The sequence below is a fragment of the Solirubrobacter deserti genome (genome assembly GCF_027587175.1).
GTDB lineage: Bacteria > Actinomycetota > Thermoleophilia > Solirubrobacterales > Solirubrobacteraceae > Solirubrobacter > Solirubrobacter deserti.
Genome location: NZ_JAPCID010000058.1, coordinates 13396 through 36286, shown reverse-complemented (window position 1 = coordinate 36286; position 22891 = coordinate 13396). Strand labels below are relative to the sequence as shown.

The window sequence follows — 22891 nt, the reverse complement described above, 5'->3', positions numbered from 1 at the left end:
GTCCGCCAGAGGCTAGCGGACCAGGGCGTCAGCGAGTTCGGCCACCACGGATCCCGCTGCGGATGCGGGATCCGCACCCTGATCGACCGCTTCCGCGACCGCGCGGACGAGCCGTGAGCCGACGATCACGCCGTCCGCCCCGGCGTCGGCGGCGGCCTTCGCCTGGGCGCCATTGGAGATGCCGAACCCGAGCGCGACGGGAACCGTGCTGTGGTCCTTCACGCGGGCAAGGAGCGTGGCCGGATCGGACTGGTTGGACGTACGCTCACCGGTCGTCCCGGTCACCGAGACCGTGTAGACAAATCCACGCGCAGTCCGTCCGATCGTGGCCATCCGGTCGTCCGGCGTGGTCGGCGCGACGAGCGGCACGAGCGCGACCCCGTGCGCGTCGCACGCGGCGAGGATCGGCTCGGACTCCTCGAGCGGGAGATCCGGGACGATCAGTCCGCTGATGCCGCGCTGCGCGAGCTCGGCCGCGAAGCGCTCGGGCCCGCGCGCGAGGATCGGGTTGACGTAGACCATCAGCACGACCGGGATCTGCTCCGCGATCCGCGTTCCGGCCTCGAGCACGCTGTGCACGGTGGCGCCGCTCTCGAGCGCCCGCGTCGCCGCGGCGTGGATGACCGGGCCGTCCGCGAGCGGGTCCGAGAACGGGACGCCGAGCTCGAGCAGGTCCGCGCCGGCGTCCGCGTACGCGGTCGCGATCCGGACCGACGTGTCGATGTCGGGGAAGCCCGCCATCAGGTAGGGCATGAGCGCGGCGCGGCGCCCGGAGTCCGAGAACGCGGCGGCGATGCGCGTCGCGCCGTCACTCATGCGTCAGGCCCAGCTTGTCGAGCGCCTCGGCCAGGTCCTTGTCGCCGCGGCCGGACAGGCAGATCAGGTCGACCGTGTCCTCCGTGGCCGTCTCGCGGCCCGCCGCGAGCACCCAGGCGACGGCGTGCGCGGACTCGAGCGCGGGGATGATGCCCTCCAGCTCGGCGAGGCGCTTGAACGCCGCCAGCGCCTCGCCGTCGGTCACGCCCGCGTAGTGGGCGCGGCCCGTGTCGCGCAGGTACGCGTGCTCGGGGCCGGTGCCGGGATAGTCGAGGCCCGCGCTGATGGAGTGGGCCTCGAGGATCTGGCCGTCCTCGTCCTGCATGATCGCGCTGAAGGAGCCGTGCAGGACGCCGCCGCGGCCGCCGACGGTGAGCGGCGCACCGTGCCGGCCCGACTCGATGCCCTCGCCCGCCGCCTCGGCGCCGATCAGCTGCACGGACGCGTCCTCGACGAAGCCCGTGAACGTGCCGATCGCGTTCGAGCCGCCGCCGACGCAGGCGATCACGCGGTCGGGCAGCCGCCCGGTCTTCTCCAGGATCTGCGCGCGCGCCTCGTCGCCGATCACGCGCTGCAGGTCGCGCACGAGCGCCGGGAACGGCGCGGGGCCGACGCAGGAGCCGATCACGTAGTGGGTGTCCGAGACGTTGGAGACCCAGTCGCGGATGGTGGCGGAAACCGCCTCCTTCAAGGTCCGCGACCCTGCGTCCACGGGCGCGACGCGCGCGCCGAGCAGCTCCATGCGCAGCACGTTGGGCTGCTGGCGGCGCATGTCCTCGGTGCCCATGTAGACGATGCACTCCAGCCCGAGCAGCGCGCACGCCGTGGCGGTCGCGACGCCGTGCGAGCCCGCGCCGGTCTCCGCGATGATCCGCGTCTTGCCCATCCGCTTGGCCAGCAGCGTCTGGCCGAGCGCGTTGTTGATCTTGTGCGCGCCCGTGTGGTTGAGGTCCTCGCGCTTGAGATAGACGGCGTGCCCGGCCTCTTCGCTCAAGCGGCTCGCCAGATACAGCGGCGAGGGCCGGCCGACGTAGTCGTTGAGCAGCGCGTCGAGCTCGGCGCGATAGCCCGCGTCCTCGCGCGCGGCCACCCACGCGGCCTCGAGCTCGACGAGCGCCGGGATCAGCGTCTCGGGGACGTACTGCCCGCCGTACGGGCCAAAGCGGTGCTCAACTGCCGACACGTTCATTGCCTCCTTGCGGCGGGAGCACGAGCCCGCCGGGCGAGCTGCTCCCAGCGACCGAGTCCTCCGGACGAGTGTCGCCTTCTACGGCCGCGAACAGCGCTTCGACCTTCGCGGGGTCCTTGACGCCCGGAGCCGACTCCACCCCGGAGGCCACGTCGATCCCCCACGGATGCGCGGTCGCGATCGCCTCGGCCACGTTGTCGGCGTTCAGGCCGCCCGCGAGCAGGAACGGGATCTTGTTCCGGCGCTGCTTGAGCAGGTTCCAGTCCCACGTCTTGCCCGTGCCGCCGTACTCGCCCGGCTTGGCCGGCGTGTCGAGCAGGTGCAGGTCGGTGTGGAAGCGGTCCATGTCCTTGAGGTCCGCCGCGTGCGCGATCCGCGCCGCCTTGATCACCTTCGCGCCCGTGCGCTGGGTGACCGCCTGGCAGAACGACGGGCCCTCGTCCCCGTGCAGCTGCACGTAGGTGAGGCCGATCGTGTCCACCCACCCCGCGATCTCGTCCAGCGGCTGGTTGACGAACACGCCCACGAGCTCGACCTGGCGCCGCAGCACGCGGGCGATCCCCGCCGCGACGGCCGGGTCCACGTGGCGCTTGGAGCCGGGCCACAGGATGAAGCCGATCCCCCACGCGCCGAGTGACGCCGCGAGCTCGGCGTCCTCGAGCCGGGTCATGCCACACACCTTGACGTGCATCACGTCAGCTCGGCGAAGCCCGTCAGGTCCCGCACCGCGGCCTCGATGTCGGGCGCGCGCATCAGCGTCTCGCCGATCAGGACCGCGTCGACGCCCACGCGCTCGAGCTCGTCGAGCTGGTCGCGCGTGCGGAAGCCAGACTCGCTCACCACGGTCTTGCCCGCCGGGATGTCCGCCAGCAGCTCGTAGGTGCGCTCGATGTCGACGCTGAAGTCCGACAGGTTGCGGTTGTTGATCCCGAGCACGTCGGCCTCGATCTCGAGCGCGGCCTCCAGCTCTTCTTCGTTGTGCACCTCGACCAGCGCGTCCAGGTCGAGCTCGCGCGCCTCGTGCAGCAGCTCGGACAGGTCCTTGACGTCGAGCGCGGCGACGATCAGCAGGATCGCGTCGGCGCCCGCGGCCGCGGCTTCGTAGAGCTGGTAGCGGTGGACGATGAAGTCCTTGCGCAGGATCGGCAACCGCGCGGCGGTGCGCGCCTCGCGCAGGTCGTCGAGCGAGCCCGCGAAGTGGAACGGCTCGGTCAGGATCGACAGCGCCGCCGCCCCGCCGCGCTCGTAGGCCTGCACGACCTCCTTGACCTCGGAGCCTTCGCGGATGAACCCCGCGCTCGGCGAGCGCCGCTTGTGCTCGGCGATCAGCGACACGCCGGGCCGCGTGAGCGCCTCGCTGAAGGGCCGCGCGCCGTCCGAACGCCGCTCGATCTGCTTCTTGAGCTCCTTGATCGGGAGCTCCTTCTTGCGGCGTTTGACCTCGTCGCGGGTGTCGTCGACGATCCGGTCGAGGACGCTCACGGCGCCAGCTCCTTCGTCAGGTTCACAAGGTTTTCCAGGGCGGCCGCGGCGCGACCGTCGTCGATCGCGGCCTCGGCGGCGCGCACGCCTTGCTCGAGGGTGTCCACGGTGCCGGAGACGTAGATGGCGGCGCCGGCGTTGAGCACGGCGACGTCGCGCGCCGGGCCCCGGTCACCGGCGAAGATGCTGCGGGTGATGCCGGCGTTGACGTCCGGCGTGCCGGCGCCGAGCGCGGTCGGCTCCGCGCGGGCGATGCCCAGGTCCTCCGGGGCGACCTCGTAGGCGCGGACGTCCTCGCCGTCGACCTCGACGACGCGCGTTGTCGAAGACGTGCTCATCTCGTCCAGACCGTCGGTGCTCGACACTACCAGTGCCTTGTCCGCACCCAACCGGGCGAGCGCGCCCGCGATCGGCTCCAGGAAGTTCGGGTCCGAGACGCCGATCACCTGGCGCTTGGCGCCGGCCGGGTTGGTCAGCGGCCCGAGGAAGTTGAAGATCGTGCGCACCGCGAGCTCCTTGCGCACCGGGACCACGAAGCGCGTGGCACCGTGGTGCGCGGGCGCGAACATGAAGCCGAAGCCGACCTCGTCGATGCAGCGCCCGACCGCGTCGGGCTTGAGGTCGATCCGCACGCCGAGCGCCTCCAGCACGTCGGCGGAACCCGACAGGCCGGTGGCGGAGCGGTTGCCGTGCTTGGCGACCGCGCAGCCGTGGCCGGCGGCGATCAGGGCGGCGGTGGTCGACACGTTGAAGGTGGGCCTACCCCCACCGGTGCCCGCCGTGTCGATCAGATCGTCGCGGGCGGCCGTGACGGGCGTCGCGAACTCGCGCATCGTCGTGGCCAGGCCGACGAGCTCGTCGATCGTCTCGCCCTTGGTCCGCAGCGCGATCAGGATGCCGCTGGTCTCGACCTCGGACGCGTTGCCGCCCATGATCTCGGCCAGCACGGCGGCCGTCTGCTCGGACGTGAGGTCCCGGCGCGACGCCAGGGCGTCCAGCGCCGCGGTGAGGATCTTGTTAGGCAAGGAAGTTCCGCAGCAGTTGCTTGCCGTCCGGCGTGAGCACGGACTCGGGATGGAACTGGACACCGATCGCGGGCAGCGTCTTGTGGCGCATGGCCATCAGCACGCCGCCGCCGTGGGCGGTCGCCTCCAAACACTCGGGCAGCTCGGCGTCGACGACGAGCGAGTGGTAGCGCGCGACGGGCAAGGGGCTCGGGAGCCCGGCGAAGATGCCCTGGCCATCGTGGGTGATCTCGGTCGTCTTGCCGTGCACGGGCAGATGGCGGATGACCTTGCCGCCGAACGCCTGGCCCATCGACTGGTGGCCGAGGCAGACGCCGAGCGTCTTGATCCCGGCCTCGGGGAAGCGGCGCATGGCCTCGACGCTGATCCCGGCCTCGTTGGGCGTGCACGGCCCGGGCGAGACCACCACGCGGTCGTAGTCCTTGGTCAGCAGCTCGTCCACGGTGGCCACGTCGTTGCGCACGACCTCGAGGTCGGCCCCCAGCTCGCCCAGGTACTGGACGAGGTTGTAGGTGAACGAGTCGTAGTTGTCGACCATCAGGACCTTCATGGCCACGCCGCCTGCTTCGCCGCCAGCTCGATCGCCTTCACGACGCCCGCGGCCTTCGCGCGCGACTCCTCGTACTCGTAGTCCGGGCGCGCGTCGGCGACGGTGCCGCCACCAGCCTGGATGTGCGCCTGCCCGTCCTTGGTGACGACGGTGCGGATGCAGATGCACGTGTCCAGCTCGCCCGCGTAGGAGAGCCAGCCGACCGCGCCCCCGTAGGCCCCGCGCTTGACGGGCTCGAGCTCGTCGATGATCTCGATCGCGCGGATCTTGGGCGCGCCCGAAAGCGTCCCCGCCGGCAGCACCGACGCCAGCGCGTCGATCGCGCGCACGTCCTCCTTCAGGGTGCCGGCGACCTGGGAGACGATGTGGATGACGTGCGAGTACGTCTCGACCTCCATCAGGCGCTCGACGTGCACGCTGCCCGCCTCGCACACGCGGCCGAGGTCGTTGCGGCCGAGGTCGACGAGCATCACGTGCTCGGCGCGCTCCTTCTCGTCGGCCAGCAGCTCGGCGGCGATCGCGGCGTCGTCCTCCCCGCGCGGCCGGGTGCCCGCGATCGGACGGGTGCTGACGTAGCGGCCGTTGACCGTCAGCAGCGGCTCCGGGCTCGCGCCGACGATCTGGAAGTCCTCGAAGTCGAGGAAGTACATGTACGGCGACGGGTTCACCGCGCGCAGGCCGCGATAGATGCTGAACGGCTCGACCGGGTTGGGCGCGCTCCAGCGCTGGCTGGGCACCACCTGGTAGGCGTCGCCCGCGCGGATGTACTCGATGATGCGCGCGACGTTGCCCTCGAACGTCTCGCGGCTCATGTTGGACTCGAACGCGGGATCGGGCCGCGCCGCGTGGGTCTCCAGCGGCGGCAGCGGGCCGGCCAGCCGGGTTCGAACCTGGCGGATCGCCTCGACCGCGCGGGCGTGCGCGGCGTCGACGTCGGTGTCCTCGTCCAGATAGGCGTTGGCCAGGATCGTGACCGTGTGGCGCAGGTGGTCGAAGGCGACGATCACGTCGGTGAGCATCAGCGCCATGTCCGGCAGGCCGATCACGTCCGGGTTGGGCTCGGGCAGGCGCTCGACGGCGCGCACGCAGTCGAAGCCGAAGAAGCCGACCGCGCCGCCCGCGAACGGCGGCAGCCCGGCGATCTCGGCCTGGCGGACCTGCGACACGGCGTCCCCGGCGATCGCGTACGGGCTGCCCTCGTCGCCGAGGCTCCAGCGGATCACCTGCTTGGGCCGCCAGCCGATGAACGAGAAGCGGCCGACCTGCTGGCCCTGCTCGGCGGACTCCAGCAGGAACGCCGGGCCGTCCCCGCGCAGCTTCAGGAACGCGGAGACGGGCGTCTCGCAGTCCTCGATGAACGAGTGCGTGACCGGGATCAGGTTGTGGTCCCCGGTCAGGGCGCGCGCCTCGTCCAGGGTCGGCGACACCTCCAGATGCTCAGCGACGGCGGTCAAGCAGCACCTCCTCGGCGTCCTTGAGCGTGAGCCCGCGGCTGTGGAGCAGGACCGTGAGGTGGTAGAGGACGTCGGCGGCCTCGTTGGCCACGCGCTCGTCGGTCTCCTCGCGCGCGGCGCGCGCGACCTCCTCGGCCTCCTCCTCGACCTTCTCGCCGATGAACGGCGGGTCGGCCAGCAGCCGGTTCGTGTACGAGCCTTCCTGCGGGTTGAGCTTTCGGTCGACCAGCGTCCGCTCGAGCCCGGGCAGCGCCTCGTGCGGGGTGGCCTGCAGGTCGCCGTTGTGGAAGCACGTGCGCGCCCCGGTGTGGCAGGCCGGACCGGCCGGCTCGACGAGCGCGAGCACGGCGTCGTTGTCGCAGTCGAACCGCAGCGCCTTGACGGCCTGCGTGTTGCCGGACGTCGCGCCCTTGTGCCAGAGCTCGTTGCGGCTGCGGCTGAACAGGTGCAGCTCGCCGGTCTCGCGGGACAGGCGCAGCGCTTCCTCGTTCATGTAGGCGAGCGTCAGGACTTCGCCGGAGCGCCAATCCTGGATGACGCACGGAACGAGGCCGCGGTCATCGAAGCGGAGTGAGTCTGGACTGGGAGGCTCCATTCGGAGCGTGCAGTCTAGGCGACGTTATCCGCCCACGGGGATCGGCGGCCCAGCGGAGCCGAGCGGCCGACGAGCGGGCGGCGGTTCCAGTCGCGGGCGGAGCCGCTGTGCAGCCGGTGCACGGCCCACAGGAAGTAGAAGGACGCGGGCACGCCGATGTTGTCCAGCGCGACGCTCCACGCGTCGGCCTGCATCATCATCCCGGCCAGCAGGTGCGAGCCGGCGCAGGTGAAGAACACGCCGCCCATCGCGACGCCGGACAGCGACCAGCCGCCGAGCAGCGGCCGCCGGGCGACCTGCGTCCGGGCGGTGAAGACGCCGACGAGCATGTAGTTGGCGAACAGGACGAGGTTCGGGATCAGCGCGCGCAGGTCCACGCCGTGACCGTGGGCGTGGCGGATGCCCTCCCACAGCGTCGCGCCGGCGGCGGCCGCCATCAGCATCGGCAGCGCCTGCAGCCACAGCGGGGTGCGGACGATCAGCCGGTCCCCGCGCCCGCCGAGCAGGGCCTCGGCCCGGAGGGCGATGAAGACCACCGCGGGCGTGCAGCCGAGCGCCAGCGCGGCCAGGTGCGGCCCGTGCGCGGCGTACCCCGCGAGCAGGTGGCGGTGGGCGTGGACCAGATGGTGCGGGCCGCAGGTGAGCGCCATCACCAGGAACGCGACGCCGAAGTGGCTGAAGCCGCGCGCGCGGTGGCGCACCAGCTCGTAGCCGGTGACGAGCGCCAGCGCGGTGTAGGCGAGGCCGGTGACGAGCGCGAGCAGGCCGGTGAGCAGCGTCACGGGCGCGTCTCCTTGGCGATCCCGAGCTGGTGCATCATCTCGTCCACCAGGCTCTTCTCACCGCGATGCCCGCGGCGGGCGGTCGTGGCGACCGCGCTGAACGTGTGCAGCTCGTCGGCCGGCACGGCGGGCGACCACAGGAAGCCCTGGGCGACGGCGCAGCCGAGCGCGATCAGCTGGTCGGCCTGCAGCGGCGTCTCCACGCCCTCGGCCACCACGTGCAGTCCGAGCGCGTGCGCGAGGCTGAGGATCGCGGCGACCACGGCCGAGTCCTCGGGCTCGGTGCCGAGCCCGTCCACGAACGAGCGGTCGACCTTGAGCACCTCCACCGGCAACTCGCGCAGGCGCGCGAGGCTGGAGTGGCCCGTGCCGAAGTCGTCGATGCCGACGTAGACGCCGAGCGCCTTGCACTCGCGCAGGGCGTCGAGCGCCTCGCTGCGGGCCATCATCAGCGCCGACTCGGTCAGCTCCAGGCACAGGTGGCGCGGCTCCAGGCCCGCCTCCCCGAGCGCCTGCTGGACGATCCGCGCGAACTCCGGGTCCTCGAGCTGGCGCGTGGAGACGTTGACCGTGATCGTGAGCGGCTTGAGCCCGTCGGCGTGCAGCTGGACGAGCGTCCGCGTGGCGGTGCGCAGCACGAACTCGCCGAGCGGCGCGATCAGGCCCGTCTCCTCCGCGAGCGGGATGAACTCCGCGGGCGAGGCCTCGCTCCAGCGCACGAGCGCCTCCGCGCCGACGAGATGGCCGCTGCTGAGGTCGATCTGCGGCTGGAACGCGACGGTCAGCTGCTCGTCCTCGATCGCCGCGCGCAGGCGCTGCTCGAGGTCCAGGCGGCGCAACAGCTTGGCGCGGGTCTCGTCGCTGAACAGCTCGACGCGGTCCTTGCCGCCCGCTTTGGCCTGGTACATGGCCGTGTCCGCGTCGCGCAGGACGGCGTCGGGCGTGTCCTCGCCCGGTGCGGCGACGCGGCAGCCGATGCTCACGCGCACGTGCCGGCGCTGGCCGCCGACGTCGAACGGCGCCGACAGCGCGCCGCGGATGCGGCCCGCGGAGATCGTCGCGCCCGCCTCGTCGGTGTCGGCGCACAGGACGGTGAACTCGTCGCCGCCGAGCCGCGCGACGAGGTCACCGTCGTGCACGGCGCCGCGCAGGCGCTGGGCGACCTGGATCAGCAGGCGATCGCCGGCCTCATGCCCGAAGCCGTCGTTGATCAGCTTGAAGTCGTCGAGGTCGAGGAACAGCACGGCCAGCGGCGCTTCACGGCCGAGCGCGGCGCGCAGGCCGGCGAGGAACGCGGCGCGGTCCGGGAGTCCGGTGAGGGCGTCGTATCCGGGGCGGCTGTGGAAGACGAGGGTCGACACGTGGGACTCCCCTCCTCGATCGTCCGCAGGCGCCGTCGCCTAAGGGTTTGCGAACTTTGGGTCGGCGAGCGTGAGATACCAGCCGAACAGCCGCCGGCACGGCCGCTCGCGGCCCGTGACGCTCAGCGCGCGCGCGAGCAGCTTCGGCGGCAGCCGCGGGATCGCGTGCTGGAGCCCGCGCGCGAGCTCGTACACCGGGCGGTGCCGGTGTGAGAACGCGTGGTAGTGGGCCAGCGCCTGCTCGCGGGTCTGCGCGCCGGCGTGGGCGGCGCGGATCTCGCGCGCGGCCGCGATGCCGAAGTAGAACGCCGTGCGGATGCCCTCGCCAGAGAGCGGCAGGCAGTGCCCGGCGCTGTCGCCGGCGAAGAAGACGCCGTCCTCGGTCGCGGCCCGCAGCCTGTGCGGGAACCAGTTGCCCTGGTAGCGCACCGCCTCGCGGTCCAGGCGGCGCGCGATGTCCTGGGTCGGCGCCTTGACGTGGTGGCGCGGCTCGTAGGAGCCGACGCCGATCCGCTGCTCACCCGCGGCGGGCACGCTCCAGGCGTAGCCGTAGCGGACGAGGGAGCGGTCGATCCAGACGTCGAGGTCGGTGCCCTCCCCGTGCGGGTGGACCTCCAGACCGCGGCTGAGCGGCGCTTCCGGCGGCTGGTAGTGGGTGGCGAGCACGCGGCGCCAGCCGAGCGCGTCGACGATGAACGGCGCCGTGAGGTCCCCACGGTCGGTGTGGACCGTGCGGCCGGTCCGGCCCTCGACCTTGGCGATCGCGAAGCGGGCGTCGGCCTGGGCGAACAGCTCCTCGCACAGCGTCCGGTAGTCGAAGCTCGACCAGCTCCACGGCAGCCGGAAGCGCGCGGAGCCGTGCGGCGTGTGGAACGCCATGCACGGAATCTCCTGCCGGATGCTGCGCTCCACCCCCATCGCGTGCAGCCACGGCGTCGGCGCCGCGCACGCGCTCGTGGCCCGCTCGCCGATCTCGTAGCGGTCGACGATCAGCACGTCCGCCCCGCTGCCGCGCAGCTCCCGTGCGAGCGCGAGCCCGGCGAAGCTCGCGCCGCAGATGAGCACGTCCGGCCGCTCGTCGAGCGGCGTGCGCTCGGCGCCGCGCAGCGTGGCGCGCTTCATCGCAGCGTCTCGAGGGCGGCGCCCGGCACGTGCCAGACACGGACGCCGGTCGGGCGCGGGCTGTCGAGCATCCGGCGGTAGAGCGCGACGGCGAGGCGCACCCCCGGGCGGACCGAGGCGGGCGCGGCGGCGATCGCGGGCGCGGCGGCCGCGAACAGCGCGCGGGCGCGCTCGGCCTCGTGGCACAGCAGCGCGCACAGGCGCGGGCTCGAGCCGGCGAGGTCGGCGTCGGTCACGCCGAAGCGCGCGCGGTCCTCGGCGGGCAGGTAGATGCGGTCCAGGCTCTGGTCCTCGCGCACGTCGCGGATGAAGTTCGCGAGCTGGAACGCGACGCCGAGCCGGCCCAGGTCGCCGTGGTGGTCGGGCGGGACGCCGAGCAGCGCGGCCATGATCCGCCCCACGGTGCCGGCGGAGCCGTCCATGTAGGTGGCGAGCTGGTCGTAGGTCTCGATCCGGATCGGCGGCTCGCAGTCCGTGCGCATCGAGCGCATGTAGGTGGCGAGCTCCTCCAGCGGGAGCCGGTGGCGGGCGGCGGCGTCCGCGAGCGCGAGCGCGAGCGGGTGCGTCGGCGCCGCGAGCTGCGCCTCCCACGCGTCCAGAGCGGCGCGGCGGGCTTGAGCCGTGGCCGGGCGACGCGGCCCGTCGACGAGCTGATCGGCCGCGCGCACGTAGCCGTAGAGAGCGTATGTCGCGGGGCGCAGCGCAGCGGGCAGGCGGCGCGTCGCGAGGTAGTACGTCGGGTCGTGGCGCCGGAGCATCCGCTGCGCCGTCTCGTATCCGTGCCGTACCGCTGAATCCATGCCTCCCACTAGGGTGCCCTACGTGGACGCGCTGCTGCGAGATCGCTCGGTTCTTTACGTGACAGGCAAGGGCGGCGTCGGAAAGACGACCGTCGCCGCCGCCCTCGGGCTGGCCGCCGCGCGCACCGGCCGGCGCACCATCGTGTGCGAAGTCGCCGAGCAGGACCGGATGTCGCGCGCCTTCGCGCGCCAGGGCGTGCGCTCCGAGCAGGAGGTCGAGCTGGCCGAGGGCCTGTGGGCGATCACGATCGACCCGCAGGCCGCACTCGAGGAGTGGCTGGCCAAGCAGGTCGGCGGCACGGCGCTGAAGGTGCTCGGGCACTCGCACGCGTTCCAGTACTTCGTGGCGGCCGCGCCGGGCGCCAAGGAGCTGATCACGATCGCGAAGGTGTGGGAGCTCGCGCAGCCCCAGCGCTGGAGCTCCGGCAACCGCACCTACGACCTCGTGGTGGTCGACGCGCCCGCGTCCGGGCACGGGATCGGGATGCTCACGACGCCGCGGACGTTCGGCGAGATCGCGCGTGTCGGCCCGATCCGGCGCCAGGCGTACAAGGTCTCGGAGCTGCTCTCGGACCCGGCCCGCACGGCCTACGTCGGTGTGGCCCTGCCGGAGGAGATGCCGGTGACCGAGACGATCGAGCTCGAGGCGCGGCTGCAGCGTGAGATCGGTCTCTCCTTCGACGCCGTGGTGATGAACGCGATGTGGCCCGAGCGCTTCTCCTCGGCGGACGTGACCAAGCTGCGCGCCGCCCCGCGCGAGGGCGCCGTACGGGCGGCGCTGGAGGTGCACGAGCGGGTGAAGGCCCAGCGCGCGCACGTGCGGCGCCTGGAGGGCGCGACCGACGCGCCGGTCACCTCGCTGCCGTTCGTCTTCGAGTCCGACCTGGAGCGCGACCACTACCACCAGCTCGCCGACGCTTTCGCATGAGGTCGCTCTCCCCCATCGCGCGCCGCGTCTGGCGGCTGTCCGCGCTGGTGTTCTGGTTGCTGGTGCTGATCGCGGGCGTGATCGTCGCGCTCGCCGTGGACGGGGCGGGTCCGTGGCCGTGGATCGGCCCGCTCGTGCTCGGCGCGGCGTGGGTGATCGTCGTTCCCGAGCTGCGCTGGCGGCGCTGGCGGTGGGACCTCACCGAGGAGGGGATCGACATCCAGCACGGTGCGCTCACGGTCAGCCGGACGTTGATCCCGTGGGTGCGCGTCCAGCACGTCGAGACCCAGCGCGGCCTGTTCGAGCAGGCGTTCGACCTCGCGACCGTGAACGTGTTCAACGCCGCCGGCTCGCACACGATCCCGCTGCTGGCCCAGGCGGACGCGGAGGAGCTGCGCGAGCGGATCGCCGCCCGCGCGGAGACCGACGACGAGGATGCCTGATCCCGACGGCACCCAGCTCCAGGCGGGAGAACGAGCCCCCGGGGCGAGTGCTCCCACCGGCGCGAGGCCGCCGGCCGAGCGTCGGCGGTTGCATCCGGCCGCGTTGGTCGTGTACTCCGCGGCCGCGCTGCGCCAGGGCCTGTTCCCGCTGCTGATCATCGTCGTCATGCCGCTGCTGGGCGGCGAGTTCGAGGCCCGCGAGCTGGTTCGGGCGGCGGCGTTCGCGGGCGCCGGGCTCGTGATCGCGGGCGTGAGCGGCTACGTGCGCTGGAGCACGACGAGGTGGTGGATCGACGAGGCCGCCGTCCACCACCACACCGGGCTGCTGCGCCGCAGTGAGACCAAGGTCCCGCTCGAGCGCATCGAGGGCCTGGACGTCCACCAGGGCCCGCTGCAGCGCGCGTTCGGCGTGTTCGCCGTCGACGTGCAGACCGGCGCGGGCAAGAAGGGCGGCGAGGTCGCGCTGCCCGCGCTGGCGCCCGAAGCCGTGGAGGACCTGCGCGCCGCGCGGCTTGGAGCCGTCCCGGTCGCGGCGGTCGAGGAGACGGGACGTTCGCGCCGCCTGACGGGCCGGGAGCTGGCGATCACCGCGCTCACGGCGGGCCAGCTCGGCGTGCTCGTGCCGGTCGTGGCCGCGCTCGGCCAGGTGGTCGGCCAGGTCGGCGAGTCCGAGCAGGAGGACGCCGTGCGCTTCCTCCCCCAGTCGGTCACCGCCGCCGTGCTGGTCGTCGTCGGCCTGCTGGCGCTCGCGTGGCTGCTGTCGATCGCGGGGTCGGTGATCGCGTTCGGCGGCTTCACGCTCGTACGCGATCAGGAGCGCCTGCGCGTGCGGCGCGGCCTGATCTCGCGCAACGAGGCGACCGTGCCGGTCGGCCGGGTGCGCGCCGTGCGGGTGGTGGAGGGCCTGCTGCGGCGCCCGTTCGGCCTGTGCGCCCTCACCGTCGAGGTCACGGGTTACGCGGACGAGGCGAGCGCGGCGCGGACCCTGTTCCCCGTCCTGCGCGTGCGCGACGTGCGCGCGTTCCTGGACGAGTTCCTGCCCGAGTTCGCGGACGAGCTGGTGGTCGAGCGCCCGCCGCGGCGTGCGCTGCGCCGCTACGTGCTCGTTCCGGCGCTGGTCGCGCTCGCACTGACGATCGGCGGGTGGCTGTTGCTGGGCCCGTGGTCGGTGATCGCGCTCGTGGTCTCGCTCTACGGCTGGGCGCGCTGGCGCGACGCGGGCTGGCACGTCGCGGACGGCCGGCTCGCCGTGCGCTCGCTGCTGATCGCGCGCACGACCGTGCTCGCGCCCGCGCGGCTGCGCGAGTCGCACACCGTCTCCCAGAACCCGTTCCAGCGCCGGGCGCAGCTCGCCACGCTGGCGGTGGCGTTCGGGAAGAGCACCACCGCGCGCATCCGCCACCTGGAAGCGACAGACGCGCGCAGCGCGCTACGTGATCCCCAGCCGGTCCAGTAGCGCGTCGTCGGCGCGCCAGGAGCGGCGAACGCGGACGGACAGGTCCAGGTGGACGTGGTCGGCCAGCTCGCGCTCGATCTCCTTGCGCGCGGCCGTGCCGATCGACTTGATCATGCGGCCGTGGTGGCCGATCAGGATGCCCTTCTGGGACTCGGTCTCCACCCACATGATCGCGCGGACCGCGGTCACATTGTCGCGCTCCTCGATCTCCTCGACCTGGACCTCGACCGCGTGCGGGACCTCCTGACGGGTGCGCAGGAGCACCTGCTCGCGGACGAGCTCGGCCAGCAGGACGTCCTCGGGCTGGTCGGAGTGGTCTTCGGGCGGGAAGTAGAACGGGCCCTCGGGGAGCAGGCTCGCGAGATGGTCGACCAGCGCGGGCACGCCCTTGCCCGTGCGGGCGGAGATCGGGAACACGTCGGCCTCGGGGAGGCCGAGCTCCTCCGTGAGGACCAGCGACTTCACCGTCTTGTCGTGGTTCATCCGGTCGATCTTGTTCACGGCGATGACGATCGGGACCCTCGCCTGGCTGAGCGCCTCGGCGATGAAGCGGTCCCCGGCACCGCCGATGCCCTGGTCGCCATTGACCACGAACAGCGCGGCGTCGGCCTCGCTCAGCTCCGTCTCCACCCGCTTCTGCATGCGGGAGGTCAGCGCGTCGCGCGGCTTCTGCACGCCCGGCAGGTCGGTCAGCACGAGCTGGAACTCCGGCGTGGTGACGACGCCGCGGATCGCACGCCGCGTCGTCTGCGGCTTGTCGGACACGATCGCGACCTTGCGGCCGACCATCGCGTTCACGAGCGTCGACTTGCCGACGTTCGGCCGGCCGGCGAGCGCGACGAAGCCGGAACGGGTCATCGCAGCCACCCCATGATCTCGGCCTGCAGCGCGAGCATCTCGCCCTCGTCGGTCTCGTGGTCCATGCCCGTCAAGTGCAGCACGCCGTGGACGACGGCCTCCATCAGGTCCACCGTGTGCTCGGGGCAGATGAAGACGTCGCCGAGCTCACGCTCGCCGAGCGGGTCCTCGTCGTCCTCGTCGATCGGGAAGGAGAGGACATCAGTGGGGCCTTCCTTCCCGCGCCAGGTCTCGTTGAGCTCGGCGATCCGCTCGGGCGTCACGAACGACACCGCGACGTGACCCTCGGAGATGCCCGCGGAGGCGGCGGCGTAGCCCACCGCCTCCTCGACGCGCTCCCGCGGGAGCGCGCTGCCGATCACGTCAACCTCTAACAATGTCCAGGTCGGATGATCGGGGTGGGGCGGCGGGGGTGTCTCGACTTCGCGTTCAAGCGGTACGTCTTGCCGGCCGCAGACCGGACGGCTGATCGGCCGCATGCTGGTCGTAGGCCTCCACGATCCGCTGCACGAGCTTGTGGCGGACGACGTCGTCGCCGCCGAAGCGCACGAACTCCACACCCTCGACCTCCTTGAGGATGTCGCCCACCACCACGAGGCCGGACTTCTGGTCGCGCGGCAGGTCCACCTGCGTGACGTCGCCGGTCACGACCATCCGCGAGCCGAAGCCGAGGCGGGTGAGGAACATCTTCATCTGCTCAGGCGTCGTGTTCTGGGCTTCGTCCAGGATCACGAACGAGTCATTGAGCGTCCGGCCGCGCATGAACGCGAGCGGCGCGACCTCGATCACGCCCTTCTCGAGATGCGTGGCCACGCGCTCGGGGTCCATCATGTCGTTGAGCGCGTCGAACAGCGGGCGCAGGTACGGGTCCACCTTGGCCATCAGGTCGCCCGGGAGGAAGCCGAGCCGCTCGCCCGCCTCCACCGCCGGCCGCGTGAGGATGATGCGGTTGACCTCGCGGCGCGACAGGGCCGCGGTGGCCATCGCCATGGCCAGGAACGTCTTGCCGGTGCCGGCCGGGCCGACGCCGAAGGTCACCGTCGAGCGACGGATCGCGTCCACGTAGCGCTTCTGGTTGACGGACTTGGGGGCGACGCGCAGGTTGCGGTGGCGCCACACGACGTCCTCGAGCACGCGCGAGGGCGACTCGCTGGACTCGAGCACGCGCGCGACGGCCTCGACCGTCGCGGGCCCGATGTCGTGCCCGCGCTCGACCATCGCCGAGAGCTCGCGGATGACGGTCGCGCCAACCTGCACCGCCTCGGCCTCACCGTCCAGCGTGACGATGTTGCCGCGCAGGAACACCTCGCAGTCGAGCTGCTCCTCCAGCGTGCGCAGCGCGGCGTCGCGGGAGCCGGCGAGCTCCGCCGCGACCTCGTTCGATACCTCCAGCTGCCTACGTGCCATCTAGGAAAGCGCTTCCTTCACCTTGGTCGAGACCCTCTTGCCGTCGGCGCGGCCGCCGGCGGCCTCCATCACGTGCTTGATCACCCGGCCCATGTCGCGCGGGGACGACGCTCCGGTCGCCTCCACTCCCGCGTTGACGAGGGCTTCCAGCTCCGCGTCCGACAGCTCCTGCGGCAGGTAGGCCTCGATGATCTCGGCCTCCGCGGCTTCCTTGTCCGCGAGCTCCGCCCGGCCGTTCGCGCGGAAGGTCTCCTCCGCTTCCCGGCGCCGCTTGCGCTCGCGCCGCAGGACGGCCTGCTCGTCCGCCCCGCCTTCTTTCTCCGCCTTCTGGAGCTCGGACAGGATCAGCCGGAGCGCCGCGACGCGATCGCGCTCCCCCGCCTTCATGGCGGTGGTCACGTCCGCTCTGATGCGCTCGGCTATCTGCAACACCATTCAGTGTACGTCGCGATCCGGCAGCATTCTCCTCCGTGGTCGCACGACTGGACGCCTTACCAGCCCGTGAACTCCCCGGTGGGCTGCGGATCGCCGCGGCTCGAACCCGCGCGACGCGAGGAAAAGGGCTGTCGCGGATGGACGAGATGCCGCCCGACGTCGGGCTCGAACTGGCGCCGTGCCGGTCCGTGCACACGTTCGGGATGCGATTCGCGCTCGACCTGATCTGGCTGGACCGGTCCGGCGCGGTCGTGCGGGTGGACGAGGCGGTGCGACCGCGCCGGTTTCGCACGTGCCTGGCGGCCCGGTCGGTGATCGAGGTCCGCGGCGGTTGCGCGGCCGGGTTCGTCGCCGCTATCGCACGGACGCCGTGATCCAGCGCAGGTACGCGTCGTTGCCGGCGTCGATCGCCGTCGCCACCAGCTCGAACACGTCGTACGGATGGATCTCGTCGAGCAGCGTGCGCAGGCTGTCGAGCCGCTCCTCGGTCGTCTTGACCACGAGCAGTGCCTCCTCGTCGCGCTCGACCTTCCCCTCCCACCAGTAGACCGAGTCGACGGTCGGGACGATGTTCACGCACGCGGCCTCGCGTGCGGTGACGATCGCGTCGGCGATCCGCGCCGCGTCGGCGCGCGGCGTCGTGACGAGGCACAGCATCGGCGTGGGCACGTGGCCTATCCAAGCACGACGGCGGCGATGCCGAGCGCGACCAGCAGCGAGCCCGCGAGCCGGCGGCGCCCGCCACCCGCGCCGGCCAGCAGGACGCTGGTCTCCCGCAGCGCGGCCACGGGCGCGGCGGGGGCGCGTTCGAGCGCGGCCAGCACGAGGATGTAGGCGGCGGCCATCGCGCCGCCCGCGGGCAGCGAGCGCCGGTCGACGGCGCCGCGCAGGCGGGCGGGTCCGACGACGGCCGCGTAGGGGATCGCGGCGGCGAGCAGCACGACCACGAAGTACGGGATCGGCGCCGCGTGCTCGACGCCGTGATCGTCGACGAGCGTGTAGCCCGCGATGCACGCGCCCACGCCGAGCGCGAACAGCAGGCTCGTCGCGTCAACGGCCTCCGTGCCGACGCCGCGCACGAGCAACACGCCACCGGTGACGGCGAGGATGCCGGCGATCGCGAGCGCCGAGACGTCCGCGCCGAGCGCGACGACGCTGACCAGCAGGACGAGCACCGGCGCCGCCCCGCGCGCGACCGGGTAGGCGAACGAGTAGTCCGCGCGGCTGTAGGTCGAGGCGAGCAACGCGAAATAGGCCAGCTCGAGCCCGGCCGAAGCGGCGATGTACGGCCACGCCTCGGCCTCCAAGCGCCACGTGAGCGCGGCGGGCACCGCGAACACGGCGACCCCGGTGAGCATCGCGACGGCGGCGGTCGCGTGCGTGTCGCGCGCGCCTGCGACCAGCGCGTTCCAGCCCGCGTGCAGCACCGCGGAGCCGAGCACGATCACGAGCGCGGCCGCGCTCACCCCCGCAGGCCGCCCCGAGGAAGCCGTCCACTGCGCGGCTCCTGCCGGGCGGCCGGCGCTCCGACCACGGCGCTAGCCGACCAGTTCCGCGAACCGCGCGGCGGTGACGTTCCCACCCGAGATCGTCACGCCCACGCGCAGCCCCTTCGCGTCGACCTTGCCCGCCAACAACGCCGCGAACGCGGACGCGCCGCTGGGCTCGGCGACGACCTTCGCCCGCTCGAACAGCAGCTTCATCGCGGTGACGATCTCAGCGTCGGACACGGTCACGACCTCGTCCACCAGCTTCCGCACCACCGGGAACGTGAGCTCGCCCGGCGCCGGTGTCTGCTGGCCGTCGGCGATCGTGCGCGGGACGTCGATGCGGACGATCTCGTTCGCGGCCAGCGAGCGCACCCAGTCGTCGCCCGCCTCCGGCTCGACGCCGATGATGCGCGTGTCCGGCGACAGCGCCGCGGTCGCCGTGGCGCAGCCCGACAGCAGCCCGCCGCCGCCGAGGCACACCAGCAGCACGTCGAGCGGTCCGGCGTCCTCGATCAGCTCCAACGCGGTGGTCCCCTGGCCGGCCATCACGTGCACGTTGTCGTACGGGTGGATCGGCGTGAGCCCGCGCGCCGCGACCAGCTCCTCGAGCAGCTCGTCGCGTTCGACGGCGTAGCGGTCGAACGGCACGATCTCGGCGCCGTAGCCGGAGGTCGCCGCCAGCTTGCCCTTGGGCGCGTCCTCGGGCATCAGGATCACCGCCGGGATCTGATGCAACCGCGCGGCCAGCGCGACGGCCTGCGCGTGGTTTCCGCTCGACACCGCCGCCACCCCGCGGCGGCGGTCCTCGTCGCTCAGCGACGCGACCGCGTTGTAGGCGCCGCGGAACTTGAACGCGCCGACGCGCTGCAGGTTCTCGGCCTTGAGCAGCACCCGCGCGGCACCGGTCGCCTCGTCGAGCGCCTGCGCGGTGATGACCGGGGTGCGGTGCGCGACCCCGTCGAGCCGCCGCGCCGCGGCCTGGACGTCGTCAAGCGTGATCACCCCTCAATCCTAAAGCGGGACAGTCCCGCTTCAGGTCCGGACGAGCTCGATCGCGGCCCAGCCGCCGCCCTCGCGGCGGGCGCGTTGGGTGAGGCCGTGCCGGGCGAAGGCGGCGAGGACCTCGTCGACCTCGTCCAGTTCGAGGCCGCTGACGATCAGCCGGTCGGGCACCGTGCTCAGGTTCTGGGCGACCTGCAGGAGCAGCGGGCGGACGAGGTTCGCGAGCACGGTCGGCGCCGGTGGCCCTCCGGCGCGCACGTCGCAGCGCGTGACCTCCAGCTCGACCTCGTTCACGCGTGCGCTCTCGATCGCCTCGGCCACGGACTCGGGCTCGATGTCGCACGCGAGCACCGGCGACCAACCGAGCTTCGCGGCCGCGATCGCGAGGATGCCGCTGCCGCACCCCCAGTCGGCGAGCGCGCCCTCCGGTTCGAGCTCGGTCAGCAGCTCCAGCGTCAGCCGGGTGGTCGCGTGCGAGCCGGTGCCGAAGCCCTGGCCCGGCTCGATCACGACGTCGAGCGCGCCGTCGCGCGGCTCGTGCCACGGCGGACGCACACGAATCGGTCCTACATCGATCGGCACGTGGAACGAGTGCCAGTCGACGTCCGGCACCTCGCTCGTGGAGACGTCCACCACCGCGTCCCCGGCGGCCGCGCGCACATCGCCGATCTCGGGCAACTCGCCGGGCGCGCCGTAGAGCACGTACTCGACGAAGTCGCCGTCCTCGATCTCCTCCAACCCGCCGGGCGCGAAGGCCATCAGGTCCAGGAGCACGACCTCGGCGTGCTCGCGCCGGACCCGCACGGCCAGCCGGATCACGCGGCCTCCATCACGACCGCGGCCCACCCTTCCAGCTCGCGCCGCTCACGCTCGACGAAGCCGAGCGGACCGAACGTCGCGATCGGGACGTCCGCGTGAGCGACCAGAACGCCCGACATGACGACCGTGGCGGGCTCCGTCGGCGCGGGTTGGCCACCCATGTTCGCGATCAACGCCGCCGTCAGGTTCGCGACGACGGTGCGCGCCCACGGCACACCCGTGGTGACGTCGGCGACGTGCGCTTCGACACCGTTCCCGCGGGCCGTCTCGACCGCTGCGGGGTCCAGCTCATAGCCCGCCACCGGAGTGAACCCCAGCTGTGCGCCGACCGCGGCCAGCACGCCGCACCCGCAGCCCCAGTCGGCCAGCGCCGTCGGCGGGAGCTCCTGCAGCAGCGCGAGGCACAGTTGCGTCGTGGGGTGCGACGCGAGCCCGAACGTGTCGCCCGGGTCGACGACGAGCCCGGGCCCGGGCAGCCACGGCGGCCGGACCGTCACCGAGCCGACCGTCACCGGCGCGAGGTGCTCGTGCCAGGCGGTGCTCCAACCATCGGCGATCAGCGTCCGCGACACTGAGACCAGCTCTGGGAACGACACATCGGGCACGTCCTTGCCATAGACCACAAGCTCCACATGCTCGCCATCCGCGACTTCTTCGAAACCCGCGGCGAGCAGCGGTTCCAGCCGGACATAGGCGACTTCCGCATCCTGCGCCCGGACCCGGAAGCCGATCCGGATCACCCGGCCAGCGCCCGCTTGAGCTTCGCGATCATGCCTTCGTTCTCGCGCAGGTTGTCCTCGGTCATGGACTCCGCGAGCTTCTCCATCAGGTCCTTCTGCTTCTTGGACAGCCGGCGTGGGATCACGACGTTCACGACGACCTTCAGGTCCCCGGTGCGCCCGCGCCCGACGGGCGGCATGCCGCGCCCCGCCATCACGATCGTCTCGCCCGGCTGAGTGCCGGCGGGCACCTCCAACGGCACTTCGCCGTCCAGCGTCGGCACCTGGATCGTCGTGCCCAGGGCGGCCAGCGGCGCCGCCACGTCGACCACGGTGATGAGGTCCTCGCGGTCGCGCAGGAAGCGCTCGTCCTCGCGGACGCGCACGACCACGTACAGGTCGCCGGGAGGCCCGCCACGCTCACCGGCGTGGCCGCGACCCGTGATCCGCATCCGCTGCCCGTCGGCGATGCCGGCCGGGATGTCCACCTTCACCCGCCGCTCGCGCGCGACCATCCCGCGCCCGTCGCACGTGTGGCAGGGCTGCTCGGCGATCTTGCCGTCGCCGCCGCACTTGTCGCACAGCGCCGTACGCACCATCTGGCCGAAGCGCGTGCGCTGCACGGCCTGGATCTGGCCCGCGCCGCGGCACTTGTCGCAGGTGACGATCGGCGTGCCCGGCTCCGCCCCGTTGCCGTGGCAGGTCTCGCACAGCGCGGTCGCGTCGTAGGTGACCTCGACCTCGGCGCCGCGCGCCGCGTCCTGGAGCGAGATCTGCACCGCCAGCGCGACGTCCCCGCCCTGCACGGCGCCGCCGCGCATGCGCGTGCCACCGAACGCGGTGTCGAACCCGCCGGACCCGAAGAACGCGCTGAAGAGGTCGCTGATGGACCCGAAGTCCTGGAAGTTGGGCTGGTAGCCGCCGCCCTTGAGGCCCTCGTGCCCGTAGGCGTCGTAGGTCTGCCGGCGCTCGGTGTCGCTCAGGACCTCGTAGGCCTCGGCGGCCTCCTTGAACTTCTCCTCGGCCTGCGGATCGTGCGCGTTGACGTCCGGGTGCAGCTCGCGCGCGAGCCGCCGGAACGACTTCTTGATCGTCGCCTCGTCGGCATCACGCGGCACGCTCAACACTTCGTAGTAGTCCCGGGGCAACTAATACAACTCCTCGACGAAGCGCGACAGCTCGTGCGCGGCCTCGCGCACCGAGCGGATCGCGCGGGAATAGTCCATCCGCGTCGGCCCGATCACCGACACGGTTCCAAGGTTGCGCTGCGGCAGACCGTAGTTGGCCGCCACCAGCGAGAGCGACTGCAGCGCCGGCTCGTCGTTCTCGACGCCGATCCGCACGTACGCGCCGCGAGAGCTCAAAGCGGTGGAGAGCACGCCGAGCATCGACACGCGCCGCTCGAGCATCTCCATCAGCGCGTTCAGCTGCGACACGTCCTGGAAGCGGTACTCGGAGATCAGCCGGTGCGCGCCGTCCACGTACAGCGTGTCGTCCGCGGTCTCCGCGAGCTCGGTGAACGCCGGCGCGAGCTCCATCAGGAACGCGCGCTCCGTCACCGGCAGCGACGGGTCGCTCAGGCGCGAGCCCAACATCCGCGCGCCGAGGCCGATGCCCACGAGCCGCTCGTTCAGGTACGAGCCGGCCCAGTCCGCCAGCCCCGCGTCCACGGGCCGGTCGAACGTGAAGACCTTCTTCGACACCCCACCCGTCGACGTGATGACCACGACCATCAGCACCTGCGGCTGCAGCAGCAGCACCTCGATGTGGCGGATCGTGGTCGTCGCGATCGGCGGCGCGGTCACCAGCGCGAGCAGGTTCGTGACCTGCGACAGCGTCTCCGTCGTCACCTTCATCGCCTCGTCGACCTCGCGGCGGACGAGCGAGAGCCCCAGCTCCTCCTTGCGCGGCGCCTCCGGCAGCAGCTGGTCGACGTAGTAGCGGTAGCCCGCGTCCGTCGGCACCCGCCCCGCCGACGTGTGCGGGTGCGCGAGCAGCCCGCGCTCCTCGAGCACGGCGAGTTCGTTGCGGATGGTCGAGGGCCCGGCGGTGACGTCCGGGTCGGCGGCGAGCGTCTTGGATCCCACCGGCTGGCCGGTCCGCGCGAAGCCGTCCACCACTTTGCGGAGGAGGAGGGCCTGACGGGGCGAAAGCACGG

The 22891-nt window shown here is 72.4% G+C and carries 27 protein-coding genes; 4 read left to right on the top strand and 23 right to left on the bottom strand.

Annotated elements, in window-relative coordinates; all coding sequences use genetic code 11:
• Window positions 1-12: 12 nt before the first annotated feature.
• Genes trpA through OJ962_RS28615 form a run of 12 tightly spaced genes read right to left on the bottom strand, consistent with a single transcriptional unit; the run spans window position 13 to window position 11176 of the window.
• Window positions 13-816, bottom strand: a complete 804-nt coding sequence (trpA, locus tag OJ962_RS28670) for a tryptophan synthase subunit alpha (RefSeq protein ID WP_202953919.1) — start codon at window positions 814-816, stop codon at window positions 13-15.
• Window positions 809-2005: a tryptophan synthase subunit beta gene (gene trpB, locus OJ962_RS28665; protein ID WP_202953918.1), complete on the bottom strand. Its 1197-nt coding sequence runs from the start codon at window positions 2003-2005 to the stop codon at window positions 809-811. Before trpB ends, trpA begins: the two co-directional genes overlap by 8 nt.
• Window positions 1986-2696, bottom strand: coding sequence for a phosphoribosylanthranilate isomerase (locus OJ962_RS28660; RefSeq protein WP_255525838.1), 711 nt, complete (start codon window positions 2694-2696; stop codon window positions 1986-1988). Before OJ962_RS28660 ends, trpB begins: the two co-directional genes overlap by 20 nt.
• Window positions 2696-3487 (bottom strand): indole-3-glycerol phosphate synthase TrpC, encoded by a 792-nt coding sequence (gene trpC / locus OJ962_RS28655; protein ID WP_202953916.1) that lies wholly within the window; start codon window positions 3485-3487, stop codon window positions 2696-2698. Before trpC ends, OJ962_RS28660 begins: the two co-directional genes overlap by 1 nt.
• A complete protein-coding gene (gene trpD / locus OJ962_RS28650; protein ID WP_202953915.1) occupies window positions 3484-4512 on the bottom strand; it encodes an anthranilate phosphoribosyltransferase in 1029 nt (342 codons plus the stop codon). Before trpD ends, trpC begins: the two co-directional genes overlap by 4 nt.
• Window positions 4505-5062 (bottom strand): anthranilate synthase component II, encoded by a 558-nt coding sequence (locus tag OJ962_RS28645; protein WP_202953914.1) that lies wholly within the window; start codon window positions 5060-5062, stop codon window positions 4505-4507. The genes trpD and OJ962_RS28645 overlap by 8 nt, the downstream gene beginning before the upstream one ends.
• Window positions 5059-6516 (bottom strand): anthranilate synthase component I, encoded by a 1458-nt coding sequence (trpE, locus tag OJ962_RS28640; RefSeq protein WP_202953913.1) that lies wholly within the window; start codon window positions 6514-6516, stop codon window positions 5059-5061. The genes OJ962_RS28645 and trpE overlap by 4 nt, the downstream gene beginning before the upstream one ends.
• Window positions 6500-7111 carry a bifunctional phosphoribosyl-AMP cyclohydrolase/phosphoribosyl-ATP diphosphatase HisIE gene (gene hisIE, locus OJ962_RS28635; RefSeq protein ID WP_202953912.1) on the bottom strand — a complete coding sequence of 204 codons (612 nt, stop codon included), beginning with the start codon at window positions 7109-7111 and terminating at the stop codon, window positions 6500-6502. Before hisIE ends, trpE begins: the two co-directional genes overlap by 17 nt.
• A gap of 14 nt (window positions 7112-7125) precedes the next feature.
• Window positions 7126-7893, bottom strand: a complete 768-nt coding sequence (locus OJ962_RS28630; RefSeq protein ID WP_202953911.1) for a hypothetical protein — start codon at window positions 7891-7893, stop codon at window positions 7126-7128.
• Window positions 7890-9254: a putative bifunctional diguanylate cyclase/phosphodiesterase gene (locus OJ962_RS28625; protein WP_202953910.1), complete on the bottom strand. Its 1365-nt coding sequence runs from the start codon at window positions 9252-9254 to the stop codon at window positions 7890-7892. The genes OJ962_RS28630 and OJ962_RS28625 overlap by 4 nt, the downstream gene beginning before the upstream one ends.
• 39 nt (window positions 9255-9293) lie before the next feature.
• The gene (locus tag OJ962_RS28620) at window positions 9294-10376 is read right to left on the bottom strand and encodes an NAD(P)/FAD-dependent oxidoreductase (RefSeq protein ID WP_202953909.1); all 1083 of its coding nucleotides are present in this window, start codon (window positions 10374-10376) and stop codon (window positions 9294-9296) included.
• Window positions 10373-11176 (bottom strand): phytoene/squalene synthase family protein, encoded by an 804-nt coding sequence (locus OJ962_RS28615; protein ID WP_202953908.1) that lies wholly within the window; start codon window positions 11174-11176, stop codon window positions 10373-10375. Before OJ962_RS28615 ends, OJ962_RS28620 begins: the two co-directional genes overlap by 4 nt.
• On the opposite strand from OJ962_RS28615, the gene OJ962_RS28610 reads away from it, so the two are divergent.
• The 3 genes from OJ962_RS28610 to OJ962_RS28600 all read left to right on the top strand — a co-directional run bounded on the left by OJ962_RS28610 (window position 11175) and on the right by OJ962_RS28600 (window position 14003).
• Complete coding sequence (locus tag OJ962_RS28610) at window positions 11175-12104, top strand: ArsA family ATPase (RefSeq protein WP_202953907.1); 930 nt, start codon at window positions 11175-11177, stop codon at window positions 12102-12104. The two genes, OJ962_RS28615 and OJ962_RS28610, sit on opposite strands and share 2 nt — an antisense overlap.
• On the top strand, window positions 12101-12547 hold the full coding sequence (locus tag OJ962_RS28605) for a PH domain-containing protein (protein WP_202953906.1): 447 nt from the start codon (window positions 12101-12103) through the stop codon (window positions 12545-12547). The genes OJ962_RS28610 and OJ962_RS28605 overlap by 4 nt, the downstream gene beginning before the upstream one ends.
• A gap of 88 nt (window positions 12548-12635) precedes the next feature.
• Window positions 12636-14003, top strand: a complete 1368-nt coding sequence (locus OJ962_RS28600) for a PH domain-containing protein (protein WP_270006769.1) — start codon at window positions 12636-12638, stop codon at window positions 14001-14003.
• On the opposite strand, the gene era is transcribed toward OJ962_RS28600, so the two are convergent.
• From era to OJ962_RS28580, 4 genes are read right to left on the bottom strand one after another with little or no spacing between them, the layout of a single operon-like run.
• Window positions 13977-14861, bottom strand: coding sequence for a GTPase Era (gene era, locus OJ962_RS28595; protein ID WP_202953904.1), 885 nt, complete (start codon window positions 14859-14861; stop codon window positions 13977-13979). The two genes, OJ962_RS28600 and era, sit on opposite strands and share 27 nt — an antisense overlap.
• Window positions 14858-15238: an rRNA maturation RNase YbeY gene (ybeY, locus tag OJ962_RS28590; protein WP_270006768.1), complete on the bottom strand. Its 381-nt coding sequence runs from the start codon at window positions 15236-15238 to the stop codon at window positions 14858-14860. The genes era and ybeY overlap by 4 nt, the downstream gene beginning before the upstream one ends.
• Before the next feature lie 52 nt (window positions 15239-15290).
• Window positions 15291-16268, bottom strand: coding sequence for a PhoH family protein (locus tag OJ962_RS28585; protein WP_202953902.1), 978 nt, complete (start codon window positions 16266-16268; stop codon window positions 15291-15293).
• Window positions 16269-16697 carry a GatB/YqeY domain-containing protein gene (locus OJ962_RS28580; protein ID WP_202953901.1) on the bottom strand — a complete coding sequence of 143 codons (429 nt, stop codon included), beginning with the start codon at window positions 16695-16697 and terminating at the stop codon, window positions 16269-16271. It lies immediately after the preceding gene.
• A gap of 41 nt (window positions 16698-16738) precedes the next feature.
• Here OJ962_RS28580 and OJ962_RS28575 point away from each other — a divergent pair, with 41 nt between their 5' ends.
• Window positions 16739-17077: a DUF192 domain-containing protein gene (locus OJ962_RS28575; RefSeq protein WP_202953900.1), complete on the top strand. Its 339-nt coding sequence runs from the start codon at window positions 16739-16741 to the stop codon at window positions 17075-17077.
• On the opposite strand, the gene cutA is transcribed toward OJ962_RS28575, so the two are convergent.
• From cutA to hrcA, 7 genes are all read right to left on the bottom strand, one after another.
• Entirely contained in the window at window positions 17058-17372 is a 315-nt protein-coding gene (gene cutA, locus OJ962_RS28570) for a divalent-cation tolerance protein CutA (protein ID WP_202953899.1), read from the bottom strand. The two genes, OJ962_RS28575 and cutA, sit on opposite strands and share 20 nt — an antisense overlap.
• 5 nt (window positions 17373-17377) lie before the next feature.
• Window positions 17378-18169 (bottom strand): EamA family transporter, encoded by a 792-nt coding sequence (locus OJ962_RS28565; protein WP_202953898.1) that lies wholly within the window; start codon window positions 18167-18169, stop codon window positions 17378-17380.
• A 72-nt stretch (window positions 18170-18241) separates the two neighbouring features.
• Window positions 18242-19195, bottom strand: coding sequence for a pyridoxal-phosphate dependent enzyme (locus OJ962_RS28560; RefSeq protein ID WP_202953897.1), 954 nt, complete (start codon window positions 19193-19195; stop codon window positions 18242-18244).
• Window positions 19196-19225: 30 nt separating this feature from the next.
• Complete coding sequence (locus OJ962_RS28555; RefSeq protein WP_202953896.1) at window positions 19226-20014, bottom strand: 50S ribosomal protein L11 methyltransferase; 789 nt, start codon at window positions 20012-20014, stop codon at window positions 19226-19228.
• The gene (locus tag OJ962_RS28550) at window positions 20011-20754 is read right to left on the bottom strand and encodes a 50S ribosomal protein L11 methyltransferase (protein WP_202953895.1); all 744 of its coding nucleotides are present in this window, start codon (window positions 20752-20754) and stop codon (window positions 20011-20013) included. The genes OJ962_RS28555 and OJ962_RS28550 overlap by 4 nt, the downstream gene beginning before the upstream one ends.
• The gene (gene dnaJ, locus OJ962_RS28545) at window positions 20751-21881 is read right to left on the bottom strand and encodes a molecular chaperone DnaJ (protein WP_202953894.1); all 1131 of its coding nucleotides are present in this window, start codon (window positions 21879-21881) and stop codon (window positions 20751-20753) included. The genes OJ962_RS28550 and dnaJ overlap by 4 nt, the downstream gene beginning before the upstream one ends.
• Window positions 21882-22889 (bottom strand): heat-inducible transcriptional repressor HrcA, encoded by a 1008-nt coding sequence (gene hrcA, locus OJ962_RS28540; RefSeq protein WP_202953893.1) that lies wholly within the window; start codon window positions 22887-22889, stop codon window positions 21882-21884.
• Window positions 22890-22891 lie beyond the last annotated feature (2 nt).